At 67.5% G+C, this 18,771-nt stretch carries 11 protein-coding genes; 3 read left to right on the top strand and 8 right to left on the bottom strand.

Annotated features, from left to right (window positions below; translation table 11 throughout):
* Positions 1 to 60: 60 nt before the first annotated feature.
* The 3 genes from ACFVUT_RS23290 to ACFVUT_RS23280 form a co-directional block, all read right to left on the bottom strand.
* Entirely contained in the window at positions 61 to 1,779 is a 1,719-nt protein-coding gene (locus ACFVUT_RS23290) for a protein kinase family protein (RefSeq protein WP_389650671.1), read from the bottom strand.
* A gap of 126 nt (positions 1,780 to 1,905) precedes the next feature.
* Positions 1,906 to 4,065, bottom strand: a complete 2,160-nt coding sequence (murJ, locus tag ACFVUT_RS23285; RefSeq protein WP_389650674.1) for a murein biosynthesis integral membrane protein MurJ — start codon at positions 4,063 to 4,065, stop codon at positions 1,906 to 1,908.
* Between the two features lie 49 nt (positions 4,066 to 4,114).
* Entirely contained in the window at positions 4,115 to 6,412 is a 2,298-nt protein-coding gene (locus tag ACFVUT_RS23280) for a DUF6049 family protein (RefSeq protein WP_389650677.1), read from the bottom strand.
* Between the two features lie 183 nt (positions 6,413 to 6,595).
* On the opposite strand from ACFVUT_RS23280, the gene ACFVUT_RS23275 reads away from it, so the two are divergent.
* Entirely contained in the window at positions 6,596 to 8,038 is a 1,443-nt protein-coding gene (locus ACFVUT_RS23275) for a CCA tRNA nucleotidyltransferase (RefSeq protein WP_389650681.1), read from the top strand.
* A gap of 170 nt (positions 8,039 to 8,208) precedes the next feature.
* Here ACFVUT_RS23275 and ACFVUT_RS23270 read toward each other — a convergent pair whose 3' ends face one another.
* From ACFVUT_RS23270 to ACFVUT_RS23260, 3 genes are all read right to left on the bottom strand, one after another.
* Positions 8,209 to 9,477: an MFS transporter gene (locus ACFVUT_RS23270; protein WP_389650683.1), complete on the bottom strand. Its 1,269-nt coding sequence runs from the start codon at positions 9,475 to 9,477 to the stop codon at positions 8,209 to 8,211.
* A 124-nt stretch (positions 9,478 to 9,601) separates the two neighbouring features.
* A complete protein-coding gene (locus tag ACFVUT_RS23265; RefSeq protein WP_389650686.1) occupies positions 9,602 to 10,684 on the bottom strand; it encodes an inositol-3-phosphate synthase in 1,083 nt (360 codons plus the stop codon).
* A gap of 61 nt (positions 10,685 to 10,745) precedes the next feature.
* Complete coding sequence (locus ACFVUT_RS23260; RefSeq protein ID WP_389650688.1) at positions 10,746 to 11,453, bottom strand: helix-turn-helix transcriptional regulator; 708 nt, start codon at positions 11,451 to 11,453, stop codon at positions 10,746 to 10,748.
* 388 nt (positions 11,454 to 11,841) lie between these two features.
* On the opposite strand from ACFVUT_RS23260, the gene ACFVUT_RS23255 reads away from it, so the two are divergent.
* Entirely contained in the window at positions 11,842 to 14,529 is a 2,688-nt protein-coding gene (locus ACFVUT_RS23255) for a transglycosylase domain-containing protein (protein ID WP_389650691.1), read from the top strand.
* A 117-nt stretch (positions 14,530 to 14,646) separates the two neighbouring features.
* Positions 14,647 to 16,140, top strand: a complete 1,494-nt coding sequence (locus tag ACFVUT_RS23250; RefSeq protein ID WP_389650695.1) for a glycosyltransferase family 87 protein — start codon at positions 14,647 to 14,649, stop codon at positions 16,138 to 16,140.
* A gap of 159 nt (positions 16,141 to 16,299) precedes the next feature.
* On the opposite strand, the gene ACFVUT_RS23245 is transcribed toward ACFVUT_RS23250, so the two are convergent.
* Positions 16,300 to 17,331, bottom strand: a complete 1,032-nt coding sequence (locus ACFVUT_RS23245; protein ID WP_389650698.1) for an alanine racemase — start codon at positions 17,329 to 17,331, stop codon at positions 16,300 to 16,302.
* Between the two features lie 180 nt (positions 17,332 to 17,511).
* Positions 17,512 to 18,630, bottom strand: coding sequence for a lipid II:glycine glycyltransferase FemX (locus ACFVUT_RS23240; protein ID WP_389650701.1), 1,119 nt, complete (start codon positions 18,628 to 18,630; stop codon positions 17,512 to 17,514).
* Positions 18,631 to 18,771 lie beyond the last annotated feature (141 nt).

Raw genomic sequence — 18,771 nt, 5'->3', positions numbered from 1 at the left:
GGCGGACCGGCCAATTGCGCGAAAGGCCGATGGGAGGTGTTCTCCCATCGGCCTCTTTCGTCAGCCGAGCACCGAGATCTCCGAGATCCCGCCCCGGTAGCCGTCACCTGTTCCGTCCGACGGCAGTTCGGTGAGGTGGATCAGGACGTAGCGGGCCCGTACGGGCTGGTCCAAGGTCTTCTTCAGATCGCTCCCCACGGTTTCGAGCTTCGTGAGGCGCTGAGAGAAGTCCGAGAGCGACGACGGGGCGGAGGTGCTTGCGTCGGCGGCGAGTACCTCGGCCTTCTGTCCGCTGCGGTACATCGTGACTTCGATGCCGCCGATGTTCTGCACGCTGCCGAGGTCGACGATTATGCCGCTGCCGTCTCGACGCTTGGCGATGTTGCCGAAGTTCGCGTAGCCGAGGTACCGGGGGGTGACCCAGGCGGTGTCGGCGTTGCCGTCGACCGCGTTGGGTACGTCCTTCTGGCTTATCCCCGAACCGCTGGGCATGAACTCCGCCGCACTGCTGATCCGCAGCGGTTCGGCCGAGGCCGGAGGCTCGTTGTCACCGTTCTTCGGAGTGGTCTGTGTGGTGTCGTCGGTGCCCGAGCCCTTGCCGCGGTCGATGAGCGTCTCGGCGAGCTGCCAGCTGCCGAGGCCCAGGGCTGCGATGAGCAGCGCGGACACCGCCCACTTGAGGACCTTGCCGGTGCGGCTCTGGAGCGGGGCCGGCGGCACGGCGATCACGGGCTGCGGAGCGACGCCAGGGCCTGCGGGCGGTCGTCCGTAGGTGCCCTGCTGGTAGGTCGTGCGCTGGTACTCCGGAGGCGCCGTGAAAGCGGGCTCCGGGGGGCGGATGCGAGGCATCGCGGCAACGGCTTTGGCCAGCTCGTCGGGGGTCGTGCACGGCTGCTCCTGACGGGATGCGGTGGCGCCGTCATTGGCGAGTGCACGCATGGCGAGCTCGGAGAGGCCGCGGTGCACACCGGCCCGTACCTGGTCGGGAGCGATCAGCCCCACTCCCTTGGGCAGCCCGGACATTCCGTAGGCGTCGGTCTCGTACGGCCAGCGCTGGGTCAGTGCGGCGTAGAGCAGGGCACCGATGGCCTCGGTGTCCGCACGCTGTGGACCGTCGGCGGTGATCCCCCGGAGGGCGGCGTTCACCGCGAGGCCGCGGATCCGGTACTGCCCCGTCGAGCTCCGCAGCACCGCGCCCGGGGTCAACCTCAGATGGGCGAGCCCTTCGCGATGGGCCGCGGCCATGGCCTGCGAGACCTGGCTGACGAGCTGGTACGCGTCGTGCGCGTCCATCGGCCCCGCGGCCAGCAGAGAAGTGAGCTCGGTGGCGTCGGGGAGCCATTCGTGGACGACGTAGACGAGGTCGTCCTCCTCCACCGCATCGAGTACCTGCACGAAGCGCGGGTCGCCGAGCAGGGCGGAGGAGCGGGCTGCCGCCAGTACGGAGCGGGCCCGGGGGTGGTCGGCGGGCAGCAGATGGACGCCCACGGCGCGGCGCAATTTCTCGTCCACGGCACGCCAGCTGCTGAATCCGTCCAGACGGGTGACGCACTCTTCGAGCCGGTAGCGTCTGGCCAGTTTGTGTCCGCTGTGCAGATCAGGGGTGAGCAGGGTGGCCTCGGAGCTGGTGCGCTCATCGTCCGTGTCCTGCGGCTTTGTGCCCGTTGTGTCCTGAGCTTCTGCCGTCCCGTCGGTCGTGACCTCGTCCGCCTTGGCGGTCAGCGGTTCATCACCGCTGTTGTCGGCCACGTCGACGGCAGCCGTGCTACGTTCCGCCACCGTCGTTCCTGCCTCCCCATCCGTTGCGCGATGCCAGCCAGCTCTGCACAGTCACGCCAATTGTGCCCACACTCCGGCGCTATGCACGACACGCAAAGGGCGGTGATGGTTGTGCGGCCGTGAACCTCAGCGCCCGAGCCGCCCTCGGACCATACCGACCATGCCGTTGATCTCCTCGATCCGCATCCGCTTGGCGGCGACGAAGAAGACGCCCAGCAGAACGGCCCCACCGAAGATCAGCGCGACGAGGGAACCGAAGGCACCTTCGCCGAGTCCCAGGAGAATGGCGAAGCCGACGCCGCCACCCAGCACCGCTGCCGGGATGGCAGCCAGGCACAGGCGGGCGTAGGTACGAACGACGTGGGAGCCGTCCAGATCGCCGCCCAGGCGGTTGCGCAGCCGTCGCCAGGCGACACCCACGCCGACGGCGTAGGCGAGCCCGTACGCGCCGGCCATGCCGACCACGGCCCACTGGGCCGGCAGAACCACATAGCAGAGGGCCGACACGGCCGCGTTGACCGCAGCGACGATGACCGTGTTGTAGAAGGGCGTCCGGGTGTCTTCGTAGGCGTAGAAGCCTCGCAGCACCACGTACTGCACGGAGTACGGGATCAGGCCGAGTCCGAAGGCCATCAGGATGAAGCCCATGGAGCGGGCGGCCTCGGTGCCCGCGGAGGAGTACAGGAGGCTGCACATCGGCAGGCCGAGGGCGAGGAACGAGAAGGCCACCGGCACGATGGCCACGGCGGAGTTCCGCAGCCCCTGGGAGATGTCGTCGCGGACGGCGCCGGGGTCGTTGTCGTGGGCGGCGCGGGAGATGCGGGGCAGCAGGGCCGCCATGACCGACACGGTGATGATCGCTTGGGGCATGCCCCAGATCAGCTGGGCGTTGGAGTAGGCCAGGAAGCCGGTTCCGTCCTTGCCGGACAGCTTGCCCGCCGAGGTCGCGAGCTGTGTGACGACGATGACGCCCGCCTGGTTGGCCAGGACGAACAGGACGGTCCACTTGGCCAGCTTGATCGTCTTTCCGAGTCCGTGTCCCTTCCAGTCGAAGCGCGGGCGGAAGCGGAAGCCGGCGTCACGCAGGTACGGGATCATGGCCAGGGCCTGGACGACCAGACCGAGCAGGGTGCCGATCCCCAGGAGCCGGACGCCCTCCGGAGGGATCGTCTGGACGCCCATCCGGGACTCGGCGGACGTGCCGTAGACCCAGATGAACATGCCGAACGTGAAGATCATCACGATGTTGTTGAGGACCGGGGTCCACATCATCGCGCCGAACTTGCCGCGGGCGTTGAGGATCTGCCCCATCACGACATGCACGCCCATGAAGAAGATGGTCGGCAGGCAGTACCGGGCGAACGTCACGGCGACGCTGTTGGCGGCCTGGTCTCCGGCGATCGTCGGCGACATCATGTGGATCAGCAACGGTGCGCCGAACACCGCGATCGCGACGATCACACCGAGGGCGACCATCACGAGGGTCAGCAACCGGTTGGCGTAGGCCTCGCCGCCGTCCTCGTCGTCCTTCATGGAACGGACGAGCTGGGGAACGAAGACCGAGTTCAGTCCACCGCCGACGGTGAGGATGTAGATCATCGTCGGCAGGGTGTACGCGATGGTGAAGCTGTCCCCGAGCAGCGCCGCACCGAGCGCGGCGGTGATCACGAGGCTGCGGACGAATCCGGTGAGCCGGGACACGAGCGTGCCCGCCGCCATCACCGCACTGGACTTCAGCAGACTGGATGCCCGGCCGCCGGACTTCGGCGGTGTGGGCGCCGGGGCCGGCTCGGGCTCGGCCGGAACGGGAGAGGATCCTGTCGGGCCCTCCTGATCCCGGAAAAGGTGCGCGAAGGCATCCTGCTGCCCGCGGTCCTGGGACGCCTGGCCGACGAGATCGTCCACACCGACGAACTGGGTGGTCGCCGGGTCATCGCCGTACGGCAGGTATCGCGAGGCCCCGTCGGGCTCGGGCGGCGGGGCCTGCGCCCAGATACGCGGATCGGGTGCGTACTGCGCCGCGGGCGGCTGCTGATAGAGCGGCTGGGGCTGCTGGTACGTGCCCGGGGGCGGTGGCGGGTGCGAGGCGCGGTCGTACAGCGCCTCGGTCACCGGGTCCTGGGCGGACAGATCCTGGGCCCGGTAGGGATCGTGGTCGTAGGCGGCCTGCAGGTACGGATCGGGCGTCGGTGGAACCTGGCCCGGTCCGGGTGGCATCGGGGGTCCGCCGGAAGACCCGGCTCCGCCCGCACCCTGACCGCGGTCACCGTCGTACGGCGCGTTCATCGAAACCCCACCTCATCGTCCCCGGCCGACCGGCCACGACAGACATCGCTCAACGTTCCACTTTCTCACCCGAGTCCGACGGCTCCGTGCTTTCCGGACCGGTGTCCGGAGTCGGGTCACTCGGCTGCTCGGGTTCGCCACCGTTGTTCCCGTCGGCGCCGTCGGCGTTGGCCCGCTTGCGATGGGTGTACATCCTGATGCCCGCGAGGACCAGAAGAAGCAGCCCGCCGGCGATCACCAGCAGCACGGTCGGCGTGAGTTCGGACACCTTCACCGTGAAGTTCATCTCCCCGCCGTAGGGAGTTCCGTCCTCGGTGTAGAGCTGTGCGGTCATCTGCACCTGGCCATTGATGTTGGCCGCTGCGTCGAACTTCACGGACTGACTGTGGCCGGCGGCGATGCGGATCGGCTGTTCCGCCACGGCCCCGCCGTCGTTCAGCTTGAGCCGGGTCGCGTTCTCCGACTTCAGCCGGAGGACCAGGTGGTCCACCCCCTGCAACAGCCTGTTCTGCACGGTCACCGGGATTGTCGCGCTGCGACCGGACAGGGTGACGTCCGACTTCGAGATGAGCTGGACCTCGTTGACGAGGCTCTGCAGATACGTGCGCACCGAGTCCCGGTACTGCTGGGCCTTCAACGGCCTGCCGCGCCACGACGTCGACATGGACCGGTTGACCGCGTTGCCGAAGGGGGTCACCACCCGCTCGGGCTGGGTGAGGATGACCTGGAAGTTGTTGAGCGAGGCCTGGGTGGACTTGATGTCCTGGAACGCCTGGGTGGGCAGCTCCTGGCTACGGAGACCCTTCGGGTACTGGGAGGACCCGGGGACGGTGGTCGTCGCGTCCGAGTCGGGCTTCGCTTCCGCCGCGTCCACGAGCCCGAGGGGCTCTGTCCAGCGTTCGTCGTCGAGGGCGTGCAGGGTTTGGGCCATCGACTGGGCCTGGGCGACCGTCGGCATCCGCTGCGGCGCGACGACGATGCTCCGTTCCTTGTCGGTGTCCTGCTGGGACAGTGCCAGGGTCAGAGCGAGGAACTTCTGCACGGCGAGGGTGGAGCTGCCCGCCTTCGACATGTCGCCCTGGAAGGCGGTGGAGAGCCGGGCATCGGAGACCACGGCGGTCGTCCCGCCGCCGATCGGCCGGGCCGCGGTCGGCGTGTACGGCAGACCACCGGTCTCCTGGAGGCTGTCGTTGCGAGCGATCACCTTGTGGGCACCGGCCGAGGTGGCGACATCGACGATCGACGGGTCGATCGCCCCGTCGACGGGCCACGCGAAGTCGGTCGACGGCTTCACATGGAGGATGGTCTGCACCGTTGTCCCGGCCACCTCCGTGGCGGTCTGCAGGTGGCCGAGGGTGCCCGAGACGTTCTTGCCGCGGTGTGCGATGGACGCGAGATCGGGGTCGGCGAACGGCAACGCGACGACCTTGCTGTCCGAGACCGCGGCCTCCAGGGAGGCGAGCCATTTCTTGGCGACGGCCTGGTTCTTGCCGGCGACGGTGGTGTCGCCGGACTTGACGCGGTAGCTCCTCGCCATCGCGTCGACGCTCGCCAGCAGATCCGGGTCGACGACCCACGTCACGGGCAGCTGGCTGCCCAGTGAGACGAGCTGTTCGAGGCGTCCCCCCGGAGCGAGCTCGGCGGCCAGGTCGTCGTCCGTGAATACGGGTGTCTGCTGATCGTCGGAGCCCGTCTCAGCCGTGACATGGGCCGATGAGATGAGCGGCCAGAGATAGGTGATCTTCGTCTTGGAGTCGCGCTCCTCCTCCTGCCACGGCAGGAAGGTGCGCTGGATCCCCAGGACATGGTCGTACTGTGCGCGGGAGGTCTGCCCCGACAACGAGACACCGAGCTGGTAGACGCCGTCGTCACCGAGTTCCAGCTTGTTGACCGGGACGGACAGCGTGAAGTCCTGGCTTATTCCGGAACGGAGTTTCGCGAACTTCACCGTGTATTTGCCACCGAGCGGGGCGGGGTCGGTGCCGGGGATGTACCCCGTGCGCTTGGCAGCGGTGTCGATCGATGTCCTGCTGAAGAGCCTCGGGCCCACCCGCAGATCGACCTGCGCCTGCGTAATGGTTTCCTTGCCCCTGTTGGTCAGGGTGCCGGAGACGGTCAGGGTGTCGCCCTTCACGGGTGCACTCGGAGCGAGGGTGTCCAGGGACACCTTGACTGTTTCGGAGCCGGTGGGCGTCTTGGCGGTCACGCCGGCCTGTGCGGCGGGCGCGCCCGCGCCCGCCAGCAGAGCCGCGACGATCGGTGCCCCGATGATCAGCGAGGCTGTGCGCCGCAGCCACCGGCGAGCAGGAGAGGGACCGATCCCCTGAATGTCTGCCGCCTCGGCCACGCGCCTACCCGTCCCTCGTCGTCGTCAGCTGGTGTCGATGGTTGTCGGTTGTTGCGTCCCCGCATGGTAACGATGTACGCGGGTGCCACGTGCTGCGGAGTCCGCTACATGATCGGAAGAGTCTTGCGGGACGGGACGAAACCAGGACGACCGGGCCGGTCCGGGCACGTACCCTTTTCTGTTGTGTCGAACGCCAACGAAGACAGCTCCCGTGCCCTGACCCTGGTGCAGCACCGCGCAGTCAGCGAACTGCTGCGGGTGTCCCCGGTCGCCGATGACCTCGCAGGCCGATTCCAGGATGCCGGATTCAGTCTCGCCCTGGTCGGCGGTTCGGTCCGGGACGCGCTTCTCGGCAGGCTCGGGAACGACTTGGACTTCACGACCGACGCCCGCCCCGAGGCCGTACTGGAGATCGTCCGGCCGTGGGCCGACTCGGTGTGGGAGGTCGGGATCGCCTTCGGCACCGTGGGTATCCAGAAGGACGGTTACCAGATCGAGGTCACCACCTACAGGTCGGAGGCGTACGACAGGACCTCGCGCAAGCCGGAGGTGTCCTACGGCGACTCCATCGAAGAGGATCTCGTCCGTCGTGACTTCACGGTCAACGCGATGGCCGTAGCGCTTCCCCAGAAGGACTTCATCGATCCTCACGGAGGTCTTGAGGATCTCGCCGAACGGGTTCTTCGGACTCCGGGAACGCCCGAGGAGTCGTTCTCCGACGATCCGCTGCGCATGCTGCGTGCCGCCCGCTTCGCCGCGCAGTTGGACTTCGATGTCGCTCCCGACGTGGTCGAGGCGATGACGGAAATGGCCGGGCGGATCGAGATCGTGTCCGCGGAGCGGGTCAGGGAGGAGCTCAACAAGCTGCTGCTCTCCGCCAACCCTCGCAAGGGGCTGAGGCTGCTCGTCGACACGGGCCTGGCACAGCAGGTACTGCCGGAACTTCCGGCGCTGTGCCTGGAAAGTGACGAGCATCACCGTCACAAAGATGTCTACGAGCACTCGCTGACCGTTCTGGAGCAGGCGATCGACCTGGAGGAGGGCGGCCCTGATCTGGTTCTGAGGCTTGCCGCTCTCCTCCATGACATCGGCAAGCCGAGGACGAGGCGCTTCGAGGAGGACGGGCGCGTCTCGTTCCATCACCACGAGGTGGTGGGCGCCAAGATGGTCAAGAAGCGGATGACCGCCCTCAAGTACTCCAACGACATGGTCAAGGACGTCTCGAAGCTTGTGGAGCTTCATCTGCGCTTCCACGGCTACGGCGACGGCGAGTGGACCGACTCCGCGGTGCGCCGATACGTACGCGATGCGGGGCCCCTGCTTGAGCGGCTGCACAAGCTGACCCGCTCGGACTGCACGACGCGGAACAAGCGCAAGGCCGCCGCCCTCTCGCGGACCTATGACGGGCTTGAGGAGCGCATTGCGCAGTTGCAGGAGCGGGAGGAGCTGGATGCCATCCGGCCCGACCTCGACGGCAACGAGATCATGAAGATCCTGGGTGTCGGTCCCGGCCCGGTGATCGGCAAGGCCTACGCGTTTCTTCTGGAGCTGCGGCTGGAACACGGGCCGATCGGGCATGACGCGGCGGTCGAGAAGCTCAAGAAGTGGTGGGCCGCACAGGACTGAGGCTGTCGGCGGAACGAGGTGCGGGGTGTGGTCAGTTTCCATTTAAACTTACACACCACCCCGCCATGGTGAGGGGCGCTGTTTCACGTGAAACAGCGCCCCTCACCATGGCTCGCAGACCGGTGCTGTGACCGGAAAGCTTCACCGGCTCGCGATGCCCAGCCGCAGCACTAGAGCGTTCTTTCGGTACGGCTCCACCGGAACAGCATGACGGCGGTAACTGTGTAGAGCACGGCCACCCCGGTCACCACCACGAACGAGCGCCCGTCAGGAGGCAGCAGCAGGGCTGCGACTGCGGCGGCGCCCACGAATGCCACGTTGAACAGCACGTCGTAGAGGGAGAAGATCCGGCCGCGGAAGGCGTCGTCCACCGAAGTCTGTACCACCGTGTCCGTCGCGATCTTCGCTCCCTGGGTGATGAGCCCGAGGACGAACGCTGCGACGAGTACGGGTGCGGGGGTGAACCACAGCCCCAACGCGGGTTCGAGTACGGCAGCCGCTGCCGCACACACCGCCATCCAGCGGAAGCGTCCGAGCCGCCCCACCGCCCAGGGTGTGACGACGGCCGCCACGAAGAAGCCGGCTCCGGAGATCGCCACAGCGAGTCCGAGAAGAGCCAGGCCTTCGGACTCGCTGTCCGACCAGGCGTACCGGCACAACATCAGCACCATCACCGTCAGCGCCCCGTAGCAGAAGCGGATCACGGTCATGGCGGCCAGCGCCAGGCCTGCTCGCCTCCGTTCCGCCAGATGGCGCAGCCCGTCGGCAAGCCCCCGTGCGGTGATGGCCAGCGACTTCCTCAGCTCGACGCGGTGATCGTTCCGATCCGGGCCGAGGAGCGCGGTGGCAAGGCTCAGAGATGCCAGCGCCGAGGCGAGGTAGAGCGCCGCGCCCAGCAGTACCACCGCAGCGTCGGAGTCGGCGAGCAGCAGGCGCACGACGAAGGCGAGGCCGCCGCCGGCCGTGGCGGCGAGCGTGCCGGCCGTCGGTGAGAGCGAATTCGCCAGAAGCAGCCGGTCCCTGTCGACGACGCGCGGCAGCGCGGCCGAGAGCCCGGCCAGCACGAAGCGATTGACCGCGGTGACGCACAGCGCCGAGGTGTAGAAGAGCCAGTCGGGCGCGGAGCCGAGGATCAGGAGTGCGGTGCAGCAGGCGAGAGCGGCGCGCAGCAGATTGCCGTACAGAAAGACCTGGCGCCGTGACCAGCGGTCCAGCAGCACACCGGCAAAGGGGCCGATGAGTGAGTACGGCAGCAGCAGGACGGCCATCGCCGAGGCGATCGCCCCCGCCGACGCCTGCTTCTCCGGGGAGAAGACGACGTGAGCCGCCAGCGCCACCTGGTAGACGCCATCGGCCGACTGTGAGAGAAGTCGTACGGCGAGCAGACGACGGAAGTTCCGAAGGCGCAGGAGTATGCGTAGATCACCTACGACAGGCATGTGATCAAGGGTCACATACGTTGAGGGCCCCCGGGTGGATTACCTGGGAGCCCTCAACGGCGCGGTAAGGCAGAAACACTGCCGCTCGTCACCGAGCCGCGCCGACGTACCGTGTCCGGTCGCGTCAGTTGGCGACTTCGCCCTTGATGAACTTCTCGACGTTCTCGCGGGCCTCGTCGTCGAAGTACTGGACCGGCGGGGACTTCATGAAGTACGAGGACGCGGAGAGGATCGGGCCACCGATGCCGCGGTCCTTGGCGATCTTCGCCGCGCGGACGGCGTCGATGATGACACCGGCGGAGTTCGGGGAGTCCCAGACCTCGAGCTTGTACTCCAGGTTCAGCGGAACGTCACCGAAGGCGCGGCCCTCAAGGCGCACGTACGCCCACTTGCGGTCGTCCAGCCAGGCCACGTAGTCCGAGGGGCCGATGTGGACGTTGTCCGCGCCGAGCTCGCGGTCACGGATCTGCGAGGTGACGGCCTGCGTCTTGGAGATCTTCTTGGACTCCAGGCGCTCGCGCTCAAGCATGTTCTTGAAGTCCATGTTGCCGCCGACGTTCAGCTGCATCGTGCGGTCCAGGACGACGCCCCGGTCCTCGAAGAGCTTCGCCATCACGCGGTGCGTGATGGTCGCGCCGACCTGCGACTTGATGTCGTCGCCGACGATCGGGACACCGGCCTCGGTGAACTTGTCCGCCCACTCCTTGGTGCCGGCGATGAAGACCGGGAGAGCGTTGACGAACGCGACCTTGGCGTCGATGGCGCACTGCGCGTAGAACTTCGCAGCGACCTCGGAACCGACGGGCAGGTAGCAGACGAGGACGTCGACCTCGCGGTCCTTGAGGATCTGGACGACGTCGACCGGAGCCTCGGCCGACTCCTCGATGGTCTGGCGGTAGTACTTGCCCAGGCCGTCGTGGGTGTGGCCGCGCTGGACCGTGATGCCGGTGCTGGGAACGTCGGCGATCTTGATGGTGTTGTTCTCGCTGGCACCGATGGCGTCCGCGAGGTCGAGGCCGACCTTCTTCGAGTCGACGTCGAAGGCGGCGACGAACTCGACGTCCCGCACGTGGTAGTCGCCGAACTGGACGTGCATCAGGCCGGGCACCTTGCCGGCCGGATCGGCGTCCTTGTAGTACTCGACGCCCTGGACCAGCGAGGCGGCGCAGTTGCCCACGCCGACGATGGCTACGCGAACCGAACCCATTCCGGTTGCTCCCTGTGTGTAATGGATGTTCCTGATGAGGCCCCGCGGAACTGCGGGGACCTCACTGTGAGGTGTCGTCGGACGGATCCGGCGGGGTGTCACCCCGGTGCCGGGGCAGGCCGCCCGTCTCTCCTGCTGTGTTCCGCTGAGCTTCGCTCCCGGGCGAGGATCGTCGCTGATCCCGTCCCGACCGCTCGCTCTCGATGAGCTCGTTCAGCCAGCGCACTTCGCGCTCCACGGACTCCATGCCGTGTCGCTGCAGCTCAAGTGTGTAGTCGTCGAGGCGCTCGCGGGTGCGGGCGAGAGACGCCCGCATCTTCTCCAAGCGCTCCTCCAGCCGACTGCGCCGGCCCTCCAGCACCCGCATCCGCACTTCGCGCTCCGTCTGTCCGAAGAAGGCGAAGCGGGCTGCGAAGTGCTCGTCCTCCCAGGAGTCGGGGCCGGTGTGCGAGAGCAGTTCCTCGAAGTGCTCCTTACCTTCCGGGGTCAGCCGGTAGACGATCTTGGCGCGACGCCCGGCCAGCGAGGAGCTGGGGGCGGCCGCACGGCCGGCAGTCGGCGGAAGGTCGGCCGGGGAGCTTCCCGGCTCCTCGATCAACCAGCCGTTGGCGACCAGCGTCTTGAGGCAGGGATAGAGGGTGCCATAGCTGAAGGCGCGGAAGATCCCCAACGAGGTGTTGAGGCGTTTGCGCAGCTCGTACCCGTGCATCGGGGATTCGCGGAGCAGACCGAGAACGGCGAATTCGAGGATGCCGGAGCGTCTGCTCAATTTCGCCTCCTCCTTCTCCGAGTGCTCCGCGGAGCCTTCTGCCGGGCCGATGTGCCGAGCTGATGTATCGAGTCGATACATCATGACGATAGATCGGTCACCGCGCTGCGACAAGGGGGAGCATCGTGAACGGCGTCACATCGCGAATTCCTAGGAACCGACTTGCGTTGTTTGGGGTGAAGTTCGGCCCTAGGAGGGTTTTGACCGTGCGTAGTCTGTGCGGCATGCAGACCACCGGGAACCGTGAGACGCCTGTACGCGTCAGTCTTCGCGGGCTGATCGGATGCACTGCGGACGGGCCTGTCGCAGGGTCGGTCCGCAATTCGGGGGGACCGGATCTCAACTGCCGCTTCCAGGCGCTCTTGCCTGCCCGAGGAGTAGTCGTTCGATGAGCGAGCACCGTCGCAAGACGCCCGAACCGCAAGGTGGCGGGCGTGCAGCGGCCAGACGAGCCGCCCAGCAGTCCTCCAGACGCCGCGTCGCTCCGTCACGCGGAGTTACGTCTGAGTCACCGTCAGAGTCATACGGCGAGGACCGTCCCTACAGCGGACGGGCCGAGGCGAGACGAGCCGCCCAGCGGGGCGGCGGGGGCCGGGGAGGCAGTGGTGGAGGCGGCCGCCGCCGAGGCGGCGGTGACAGCGGACACGATGGCCCGGGCAGGGGGCGTGGCCGCGGCGGCCAGCGCCCTGCCAAGAAGCGTTTCATCGACTACCCCCGCGCCGGCAAGTACGGCGTGCGGCGCTGGGTGCCGTCGTGGAAGCTGGTCTCCAGCCTCTGTATCGGCTTCATCGGGCTGCTCATGGGCCTGGCCGGCGTCGCGTACGCGATGGTGACCACACCCAAGGTGAAGGACACCGCCACAGCGCAGAACAACGTCTACTTCTGGGACGACGGCTCGCAGATGGTTGCCACGGGCGGCGAGGTCAACCGCCAGATCATCGACTACGAGCAGATCCCCGCAGCCATGCGGAACGCGGTCATCTCGGCTGAGAACAAGTCCTTCGAGCATGACCGGGGCATCGACCCCATGGGCATCGGCCGCGCCCTGTTCAACATGGCCAGCGGTGGCGAGACCCAGGGTGGCTCGACGATCACCCAGCAGTACGTGAAGAACTCCTACCTGTCCCAGGACCAGACCCTGAGCCGGAAGTTCGAGGAGCTCTTCATCACGGTCAAGGTCGCGAACAAGATGGACAAGAAGAACATCATTCGCGACTACCTCAACATCTCGTACTACGGGCGAGGTGCCTCGGGGATCCAGGCGGCGGCCCGTACGTACTACGGCAAGGACGCCAAGGATCTGAACCCGAGTGAGTGTGCGTTCCTGGCCACGCTGCTCAAGGGCGCGACCTACTACGACCCGGCAGGCGTCCCCGAGATCGATGCCAAGCTGGCCACCGAGGCGAAGAACACCGATCGGGCCAAGAGGCGCTGGAAGTGGATCCTCGACGAAGAGGTGAAGGACAAGCGCCTCTCGGCCGCGGAGCGTGCCAAGTACACCGAGTTCCCGATGCCCGATCCGCCGAAGAAGAACGCTCAGCTGGGCGGCCAGGTCGGCTACATGGTCGACCTTGCGAAGTCGTACTTCCTCAACAACAACACCGAGGGCGTCACGGCGGAGAAGCTCGCCCAGGGCGGCTACGAGATCCACACCACCTTCAACAAGAAGAAGGTCAACCAGCTCAACACCGCGGTCAAGAAGGTCTACGACAACAAGATCAAGCCGAAGCAGCGGCCCAAGACGGACACCCACGTCCAGTTCGGCGGCGGGTCGGTCGATCCCAAGACCGGCGCCATCGTGGCGATCTACGGCGGTCAGGACGCGACCAAGCACTACACCAACAACGCCGACCCCACGGGTGCGCAGGTCGGTTCGACCTTCAAGCCGTTCGTGCTGGCGGCAGCGATGGAGTACGGCAAGCGCGACCCCTCGCTCGGCGAGGACCAGGATCTGTCGCAGCGCGAACAGGTTTCGCCGCTGAGCATCTACAACGCCGACGACAGGCTGAAGATCAAGAAATACGACGGCCAGATCTGGACCGACGAGAACGGCGACGAGTGGCTGCAGGCCAACGACGGCCATGAGTCGAAGGGCAACATCACCCTTCGCGAGGCGATGCAGTGGTCGGCCAACTCCCCCTACGTGCAGCTCGGCATGGACGTAGGCACCGACAAGGTGAAGGACGTCGCGATAGCCGCCGGTCTCAAGGACGACCAGAACATGGCGGACTCGCACGTGCCGTCGTTCTCCATCGGTACGTCCTCGCCCAGCGCCATCCGTATGGCCGGTGCGTACGCGACCTTCGCCGCCAGCGGTCAGCAGCGCGACCCCTATTCGGTCGCCGAGGTGAAGTACCGGGGAAGGTCCATCTACCGGCACAAGGACGTCACCAAGCGTGCCTTCGGTCCCGAGATCGCCGACAACGTCACCGATGTCCTGAAGAACGTCGTCGAACACGGAACCGGTACCCCCGCGCAGCTCCCCGGCCGCGACGTGGCAGGCAAGACGGGTACGACGGACGAGAACAAGTCGGCCTGGTTCGTCGGCTACACCCCGCAGCTGTCGACGGCCATCAGCATGTACCGGCTGGACGACGACGAGAACAACGCGGACCGCAAGTTCGAGGAGATGTACGGCACGGGTGGCGAGAAGACGATCCACGGTGCTTCGTTCCCGGCCCAGATCTGGCACGACTACATGGCTGAGGCGATGAAGGGCAAGCCGGTCCTGACGTTCCCGAAGCCGACGTCGATCGGCAAGAAGGTCTACGGTGGCGGCGCGTCGAGCCCCAAGCCGTCGCCCAGCGCGTCCCCGTCCCCGTCGCCGTCCCCGTCGGAGCCGGCGATGCCCTCGCCCACCCCGTCCGCGCCCGAGCCCGACCCCAGCGACACCTGTGGCACCTGGGACGTGACCTGCCAGAACAACAACGGTGGGACCAACTCCGGTACGGGGGATGGCGGGACCGACGGCGGTGCCAGCACCAGTCCGACGACATCAGCCTCGCCACCGGGCAACGGCAATGGGAATGGCAACGGCAACGGCAACGGCGGCTGGTTCGGCGGACCGTCCGGCTGACGTCCGTCCGGCCGGGGCCGGTGATCCGGCCGACGCGACCCGGTCATGAGGGCCGCCGCACCACATGGTGCGGCGGCCCTCGTCGTTTCCACAGTCCCGTACGGCAGGATGAGCGGCATGCCAAGCGCCAAGGACACGAGTGTGCAGCAGGAACGGTCCATCGTCCGGCCGACGCATCAGGACGAGATCGCCGAAGCGGGCAGCGAGCTGATCGGTGGCCGGTCGGGGCGCTGGACGCGGATCGGCAGCACGGCGCTCACGCCCGTGGCGGTCGTCGCGCTGATGGCGCTCGGCATGTTCGCGCTGGGGATGGTGCAGAAGCTGCCCTGCTACAACTGGGCCTGGTTCAGGGGCGCCGGTTCGCAGTACACGCACGCCTGCTACTCGGACATTCCGCACCTCTATGCCGCGCGTGGCTTCTCCGACGGCCTCGTGCCGTACTTCGACCGACTGCCCGGCGACATGCAGTACCTGGAGTATCCCGTCCTGACGGGCCTGTTCATGCAGATCGCGTCCTGGCTGACACCGGGCGGATCCCTCCAGCACCGTGAGCAGATGTACTGGATGGTCAACGCAGGCATGCTGATGATCTGCGCCGTGATCATCGCCGTCTGTGTCGCCCGTACGCACCGGCGCCGCCCCTGGGACGGACTGCTGGTGGCCCTCGCACCGGCCTTCGCGCTCACCGCGACGATCAACTGGGACCTGCTGGCCGTCGCGCTGACGGCCGCGGCGATGCTCATGTGGTCCCGGGGAAGGGCGCTGGCGTTCGGCATCCTCATCGGGCTTGCCACGGCCGCCAAGCTCTATCCCGTGTTCCTGCTGGGGCCGGTCTTCGTGCTGTGCTGGCGGGCAGGCAAATGGCGGGAGTTCGGCTCGGCGACGCTCGGGGCGGCGGTGTCCTGGCTGGTGGTGAACCTGCCGGTGATGCTCCTCGCTTCCGAGGGGTGGGAGAAGTTCTACACATTCAGTGAGAAACGGGGCATCGACTTCGGCTCGTTCTGGCTGATCATCACACAGCGCACCGGAAGGACCTTCGAGGTCACGACCGTCAACACCGTCTCGTCGCTGGTAACGCTCCTGCTGTGCGCCGTCATCGGTGCGCTGACGCTGACGGCACCGCGCAGGCCGCGCTTCGCGCAGCTCGTCTTTCTCGTCGTCGCCGCCTTCATCCTCGTCAACAAGGTCTATTCGCCGCAGTACGTGCTGTGGCTGATTCCCCTGGCCGCCCTGGCCAGGCCGCGCTGGCGCGACTTCCTGATCTGGCAGGCGTGCGAGGTCATGTACTTCCTGGGCATCTGGATGTACCTCGCGTACACGACGAGCGGGGACAAGCACCAAGGCCTGCCCACGGAGGGATATCAGCTGGCGATCACCCTGCATCTGCTGGGCACGCTGTACCTCTGCGCCGTGGTCGTACGGGACATCCTCATGCCGGAACGGGACGTCGTACGGCGCGACGGCTCGGACGATCCGTCCGGCGGGGTGTTCGACGGGGCCGAGGACGTGTTCGTGCTGGGGCCGGCGGCGCATCCGCCGCGGCATGCCGTGCCCGCCGTCGAGGGACCGCGGGTGGAATGGGGCGCCGCGCGCGCACCGGCCGTCGACTGAGCCGGTTCTCTCCGGGTGGGCCGTGGCCCCCCGGAGAGCCTCTCAGCACCCCCGTACCGGCCCGCGGGAACCGGACCACCGGTCGCGACGAGGCGCGGCCGGACCACCGGCCGGGCAGCCGGCCCAACGGTCGACGAGGCAGTCGAACCGGGTGGTCGTCTAACGGTCGACGAGGCGGTCGAACTGGGTGGTCGTGTGGCGCAGGTGGGCCACCAGTTCGTCGCCCACCTTCGGCTCCTGCGCGTCCGAGGGGACGAAGAGGATCGACACCTGCATGTGCGGCGGTTCGGCGAACCAGCGCTGCTTGCCGGCCCAGACGAACGGTGAGAGGTTGCGGTTGACGGTGGCCAGGCCCGCCCGGGCGACCCCCTTGGCGCGCGGCATCACACCGTGCAGGGCCTTCGGGGCCTCCAGGCCCACGCCGTGCGACGTACCGCCCGCGACGACCACCAGCCAGCCGTCCGACGCGGTCTTCTGCTGGCGGTAGCCGAACCGGTCGCCCTTGACGACGGGCGTGACGTCCAGAACGGCACCCCGGTACTCCGTCGCCTCGTGGTCGCCGAGCCACAGCCGGGTACCGATGCGGGCGCGGAAACGGGTCTGCGGGAACTGCTGCTGGAGCCGCCCCAGCTCTTCGGCGCGCAGATGGCTGACGAACATGGTGTGCAGCGGCAGCCGGGCCGCGCGCAGCCGGTCCATCCAGCCGATGACCTCCTCGACCGCGTCGGAGCCGTCCGTGCGGTCCAGCGGCAGGTGCAGGGCGAAGCCTTCGAGACGTACGTCCTCGATGGCGGCGTGCAGCTGCCCGAGCTCTTCCTCCTTGACGCCGTGGCGCTTCATCGAGCTCATGCACTCGATGACGACGCGTGCGCCCACGAGGGCGTGCACGCCGTCCACGGAGGAGACGGACCGGATGACCCGGTCGGGCAGCGGCACCGGCTCCTCGCCCCGTCGGAACGGGGTGAGGACCAGGAGATCGCCGCTGAACCAGTCCTTGATGCGGGCCGCTTCATAGGTGGTGCCGACGGCGAGCATGTCGGAACCGAAGCGGATGGCCTCGTCGGCGAGCCGCTCGTGACCGAAGCCGTATCCGTTGCCCTTGCAGACCGGGACGAGGCCGGGGAACTGGTCGAGGACGGATTTCTGGTGCGCCCGCCAGCGCGCGGTGTCGACGTAGAGGGAGAGCGCCATGGCCGGTCCGGAACCCTTCTGGTGGCTGCGGTGTGTGGGAGGTGTACGGATCTTGTCGGAGCGCCGGTCGCGGGAACCGGCGGAGGGATCTGCCGGACTGTGCGCCGGCGCGATGCCCTCGTTGGCTCGATGTCCCCATTGAAACGAACAAAGCCGGTTTCGTCAGCGGGACGACGCGTATCAGCGACGCGACATATAGATGTCGAGCGCCTTGTGCAGCAGCTTGTTGAGCGGGAAATCCCACTCGCCGAGATACTCGGCCGCCTGCCCGCCGGTGCCCACCTTGAACTGGATCAGGCCGAAGAGATGGTCGGTCTCGTCCAGTGAGTCGGAGATCCCGCGCAGGTCGTAGACGGTGGCGCCCATGGCGTAAGCGTCGCGCAGCATCCGCCACTGCATCGCGTTCGAGGGCCGGACCTCGCGCTTGTGGTTGGCGGACGCGCCGTACGAGTACCAGACGTGCCCGCCGACGATCAGCATGGTCGCCGCCGCGACGTTCTCGCCCTCGTGCCGGGCGAAGTACAGCCGCATCCGGTTGGGGTCCTCATTGTTGAGGGCCGTCCACATGCGCTGGAAGTAGCCCAGCGGACGCGGACGGAACCGGTCGCGCTCCGCCGTTATCTCGTAAAGACGCTGCCACTCGGCGAGGTCCCCGTAACCGCCCTGGACGACCTCGACGCCGGCCTTCTCGGCCTTCTTGATATTGCGTCGCCACAGCTGGTTGAAGCCCTTGTGGACATCTTCGAGAGACCGGTTCGCCAGCGGCACCTGGAAGACGTAGCGGGGCTGCACGTCCCCGAATCCGGCCCCGCCGTCCTCGCCCTGCTGCCAGCCCATCTTCCGCAGCCGGTCGGCGACTTCGAAGGCACGCGGCTCGATGTGCGTGGCCTCGACGTCGCGCAGGCGCTTCACGTCCTGGTCCTGGATGCCGGACTTGATGGCGGCCGCGTCCCAGCGGCGGATGACGACTGGCGGGCCCATCTTCACGGAGAAGGCGCCCTGCTGCTTCAGATGCGCCAGCATCGGCTGCAGCCAGTCCTGCAGATTCGGGGCGTACCAGTTGATGACCGGGCCCTCGGGAAGATAGGCGAGATAGCGCTTGATCTTGGGCAACTGCCGGTAGAGCACCAGGCCGACGCCGACGAGCTGTCCGGTCTTGTCGAACCAGCCCAGGCTCTCCGAGCGCCACTCGGCCTTCACGTCCGCCCACGCCGGGACCTGCATGTGACTCGCCGCGGGCAGATTCTGGAGGTACGCCAGATGCTGCTCTCGGCTGATGGTCCTCAGGGTCAGGCTCATGCGGGGCGCTCCTCGGCAGGTGTGTCCCCATCGGTCAGGGGCTCCGGCTCTCGCGCCGAAGCCTACTGTGACCGGGGGGCGCGCCGTCTGGCCGTATGGAACCTGCCGGTCCGTCCCTGCGGAACCCGGGCGGTGCCGTGC

It is taken from the genome of Streptomyces sp. NPDC058051, from assembly GCF_042885475.1.
GTDB lineage: Bacteria > Actinomycetota > Actinomycetes > Streptomycetales > Streptomycetaceae > Streptomyces.
The sequence above is the reverse complement of the archived record's forward strand: the minus strand, read 5'-3'. Positions and strand labels throughout refer to the sequence as shown.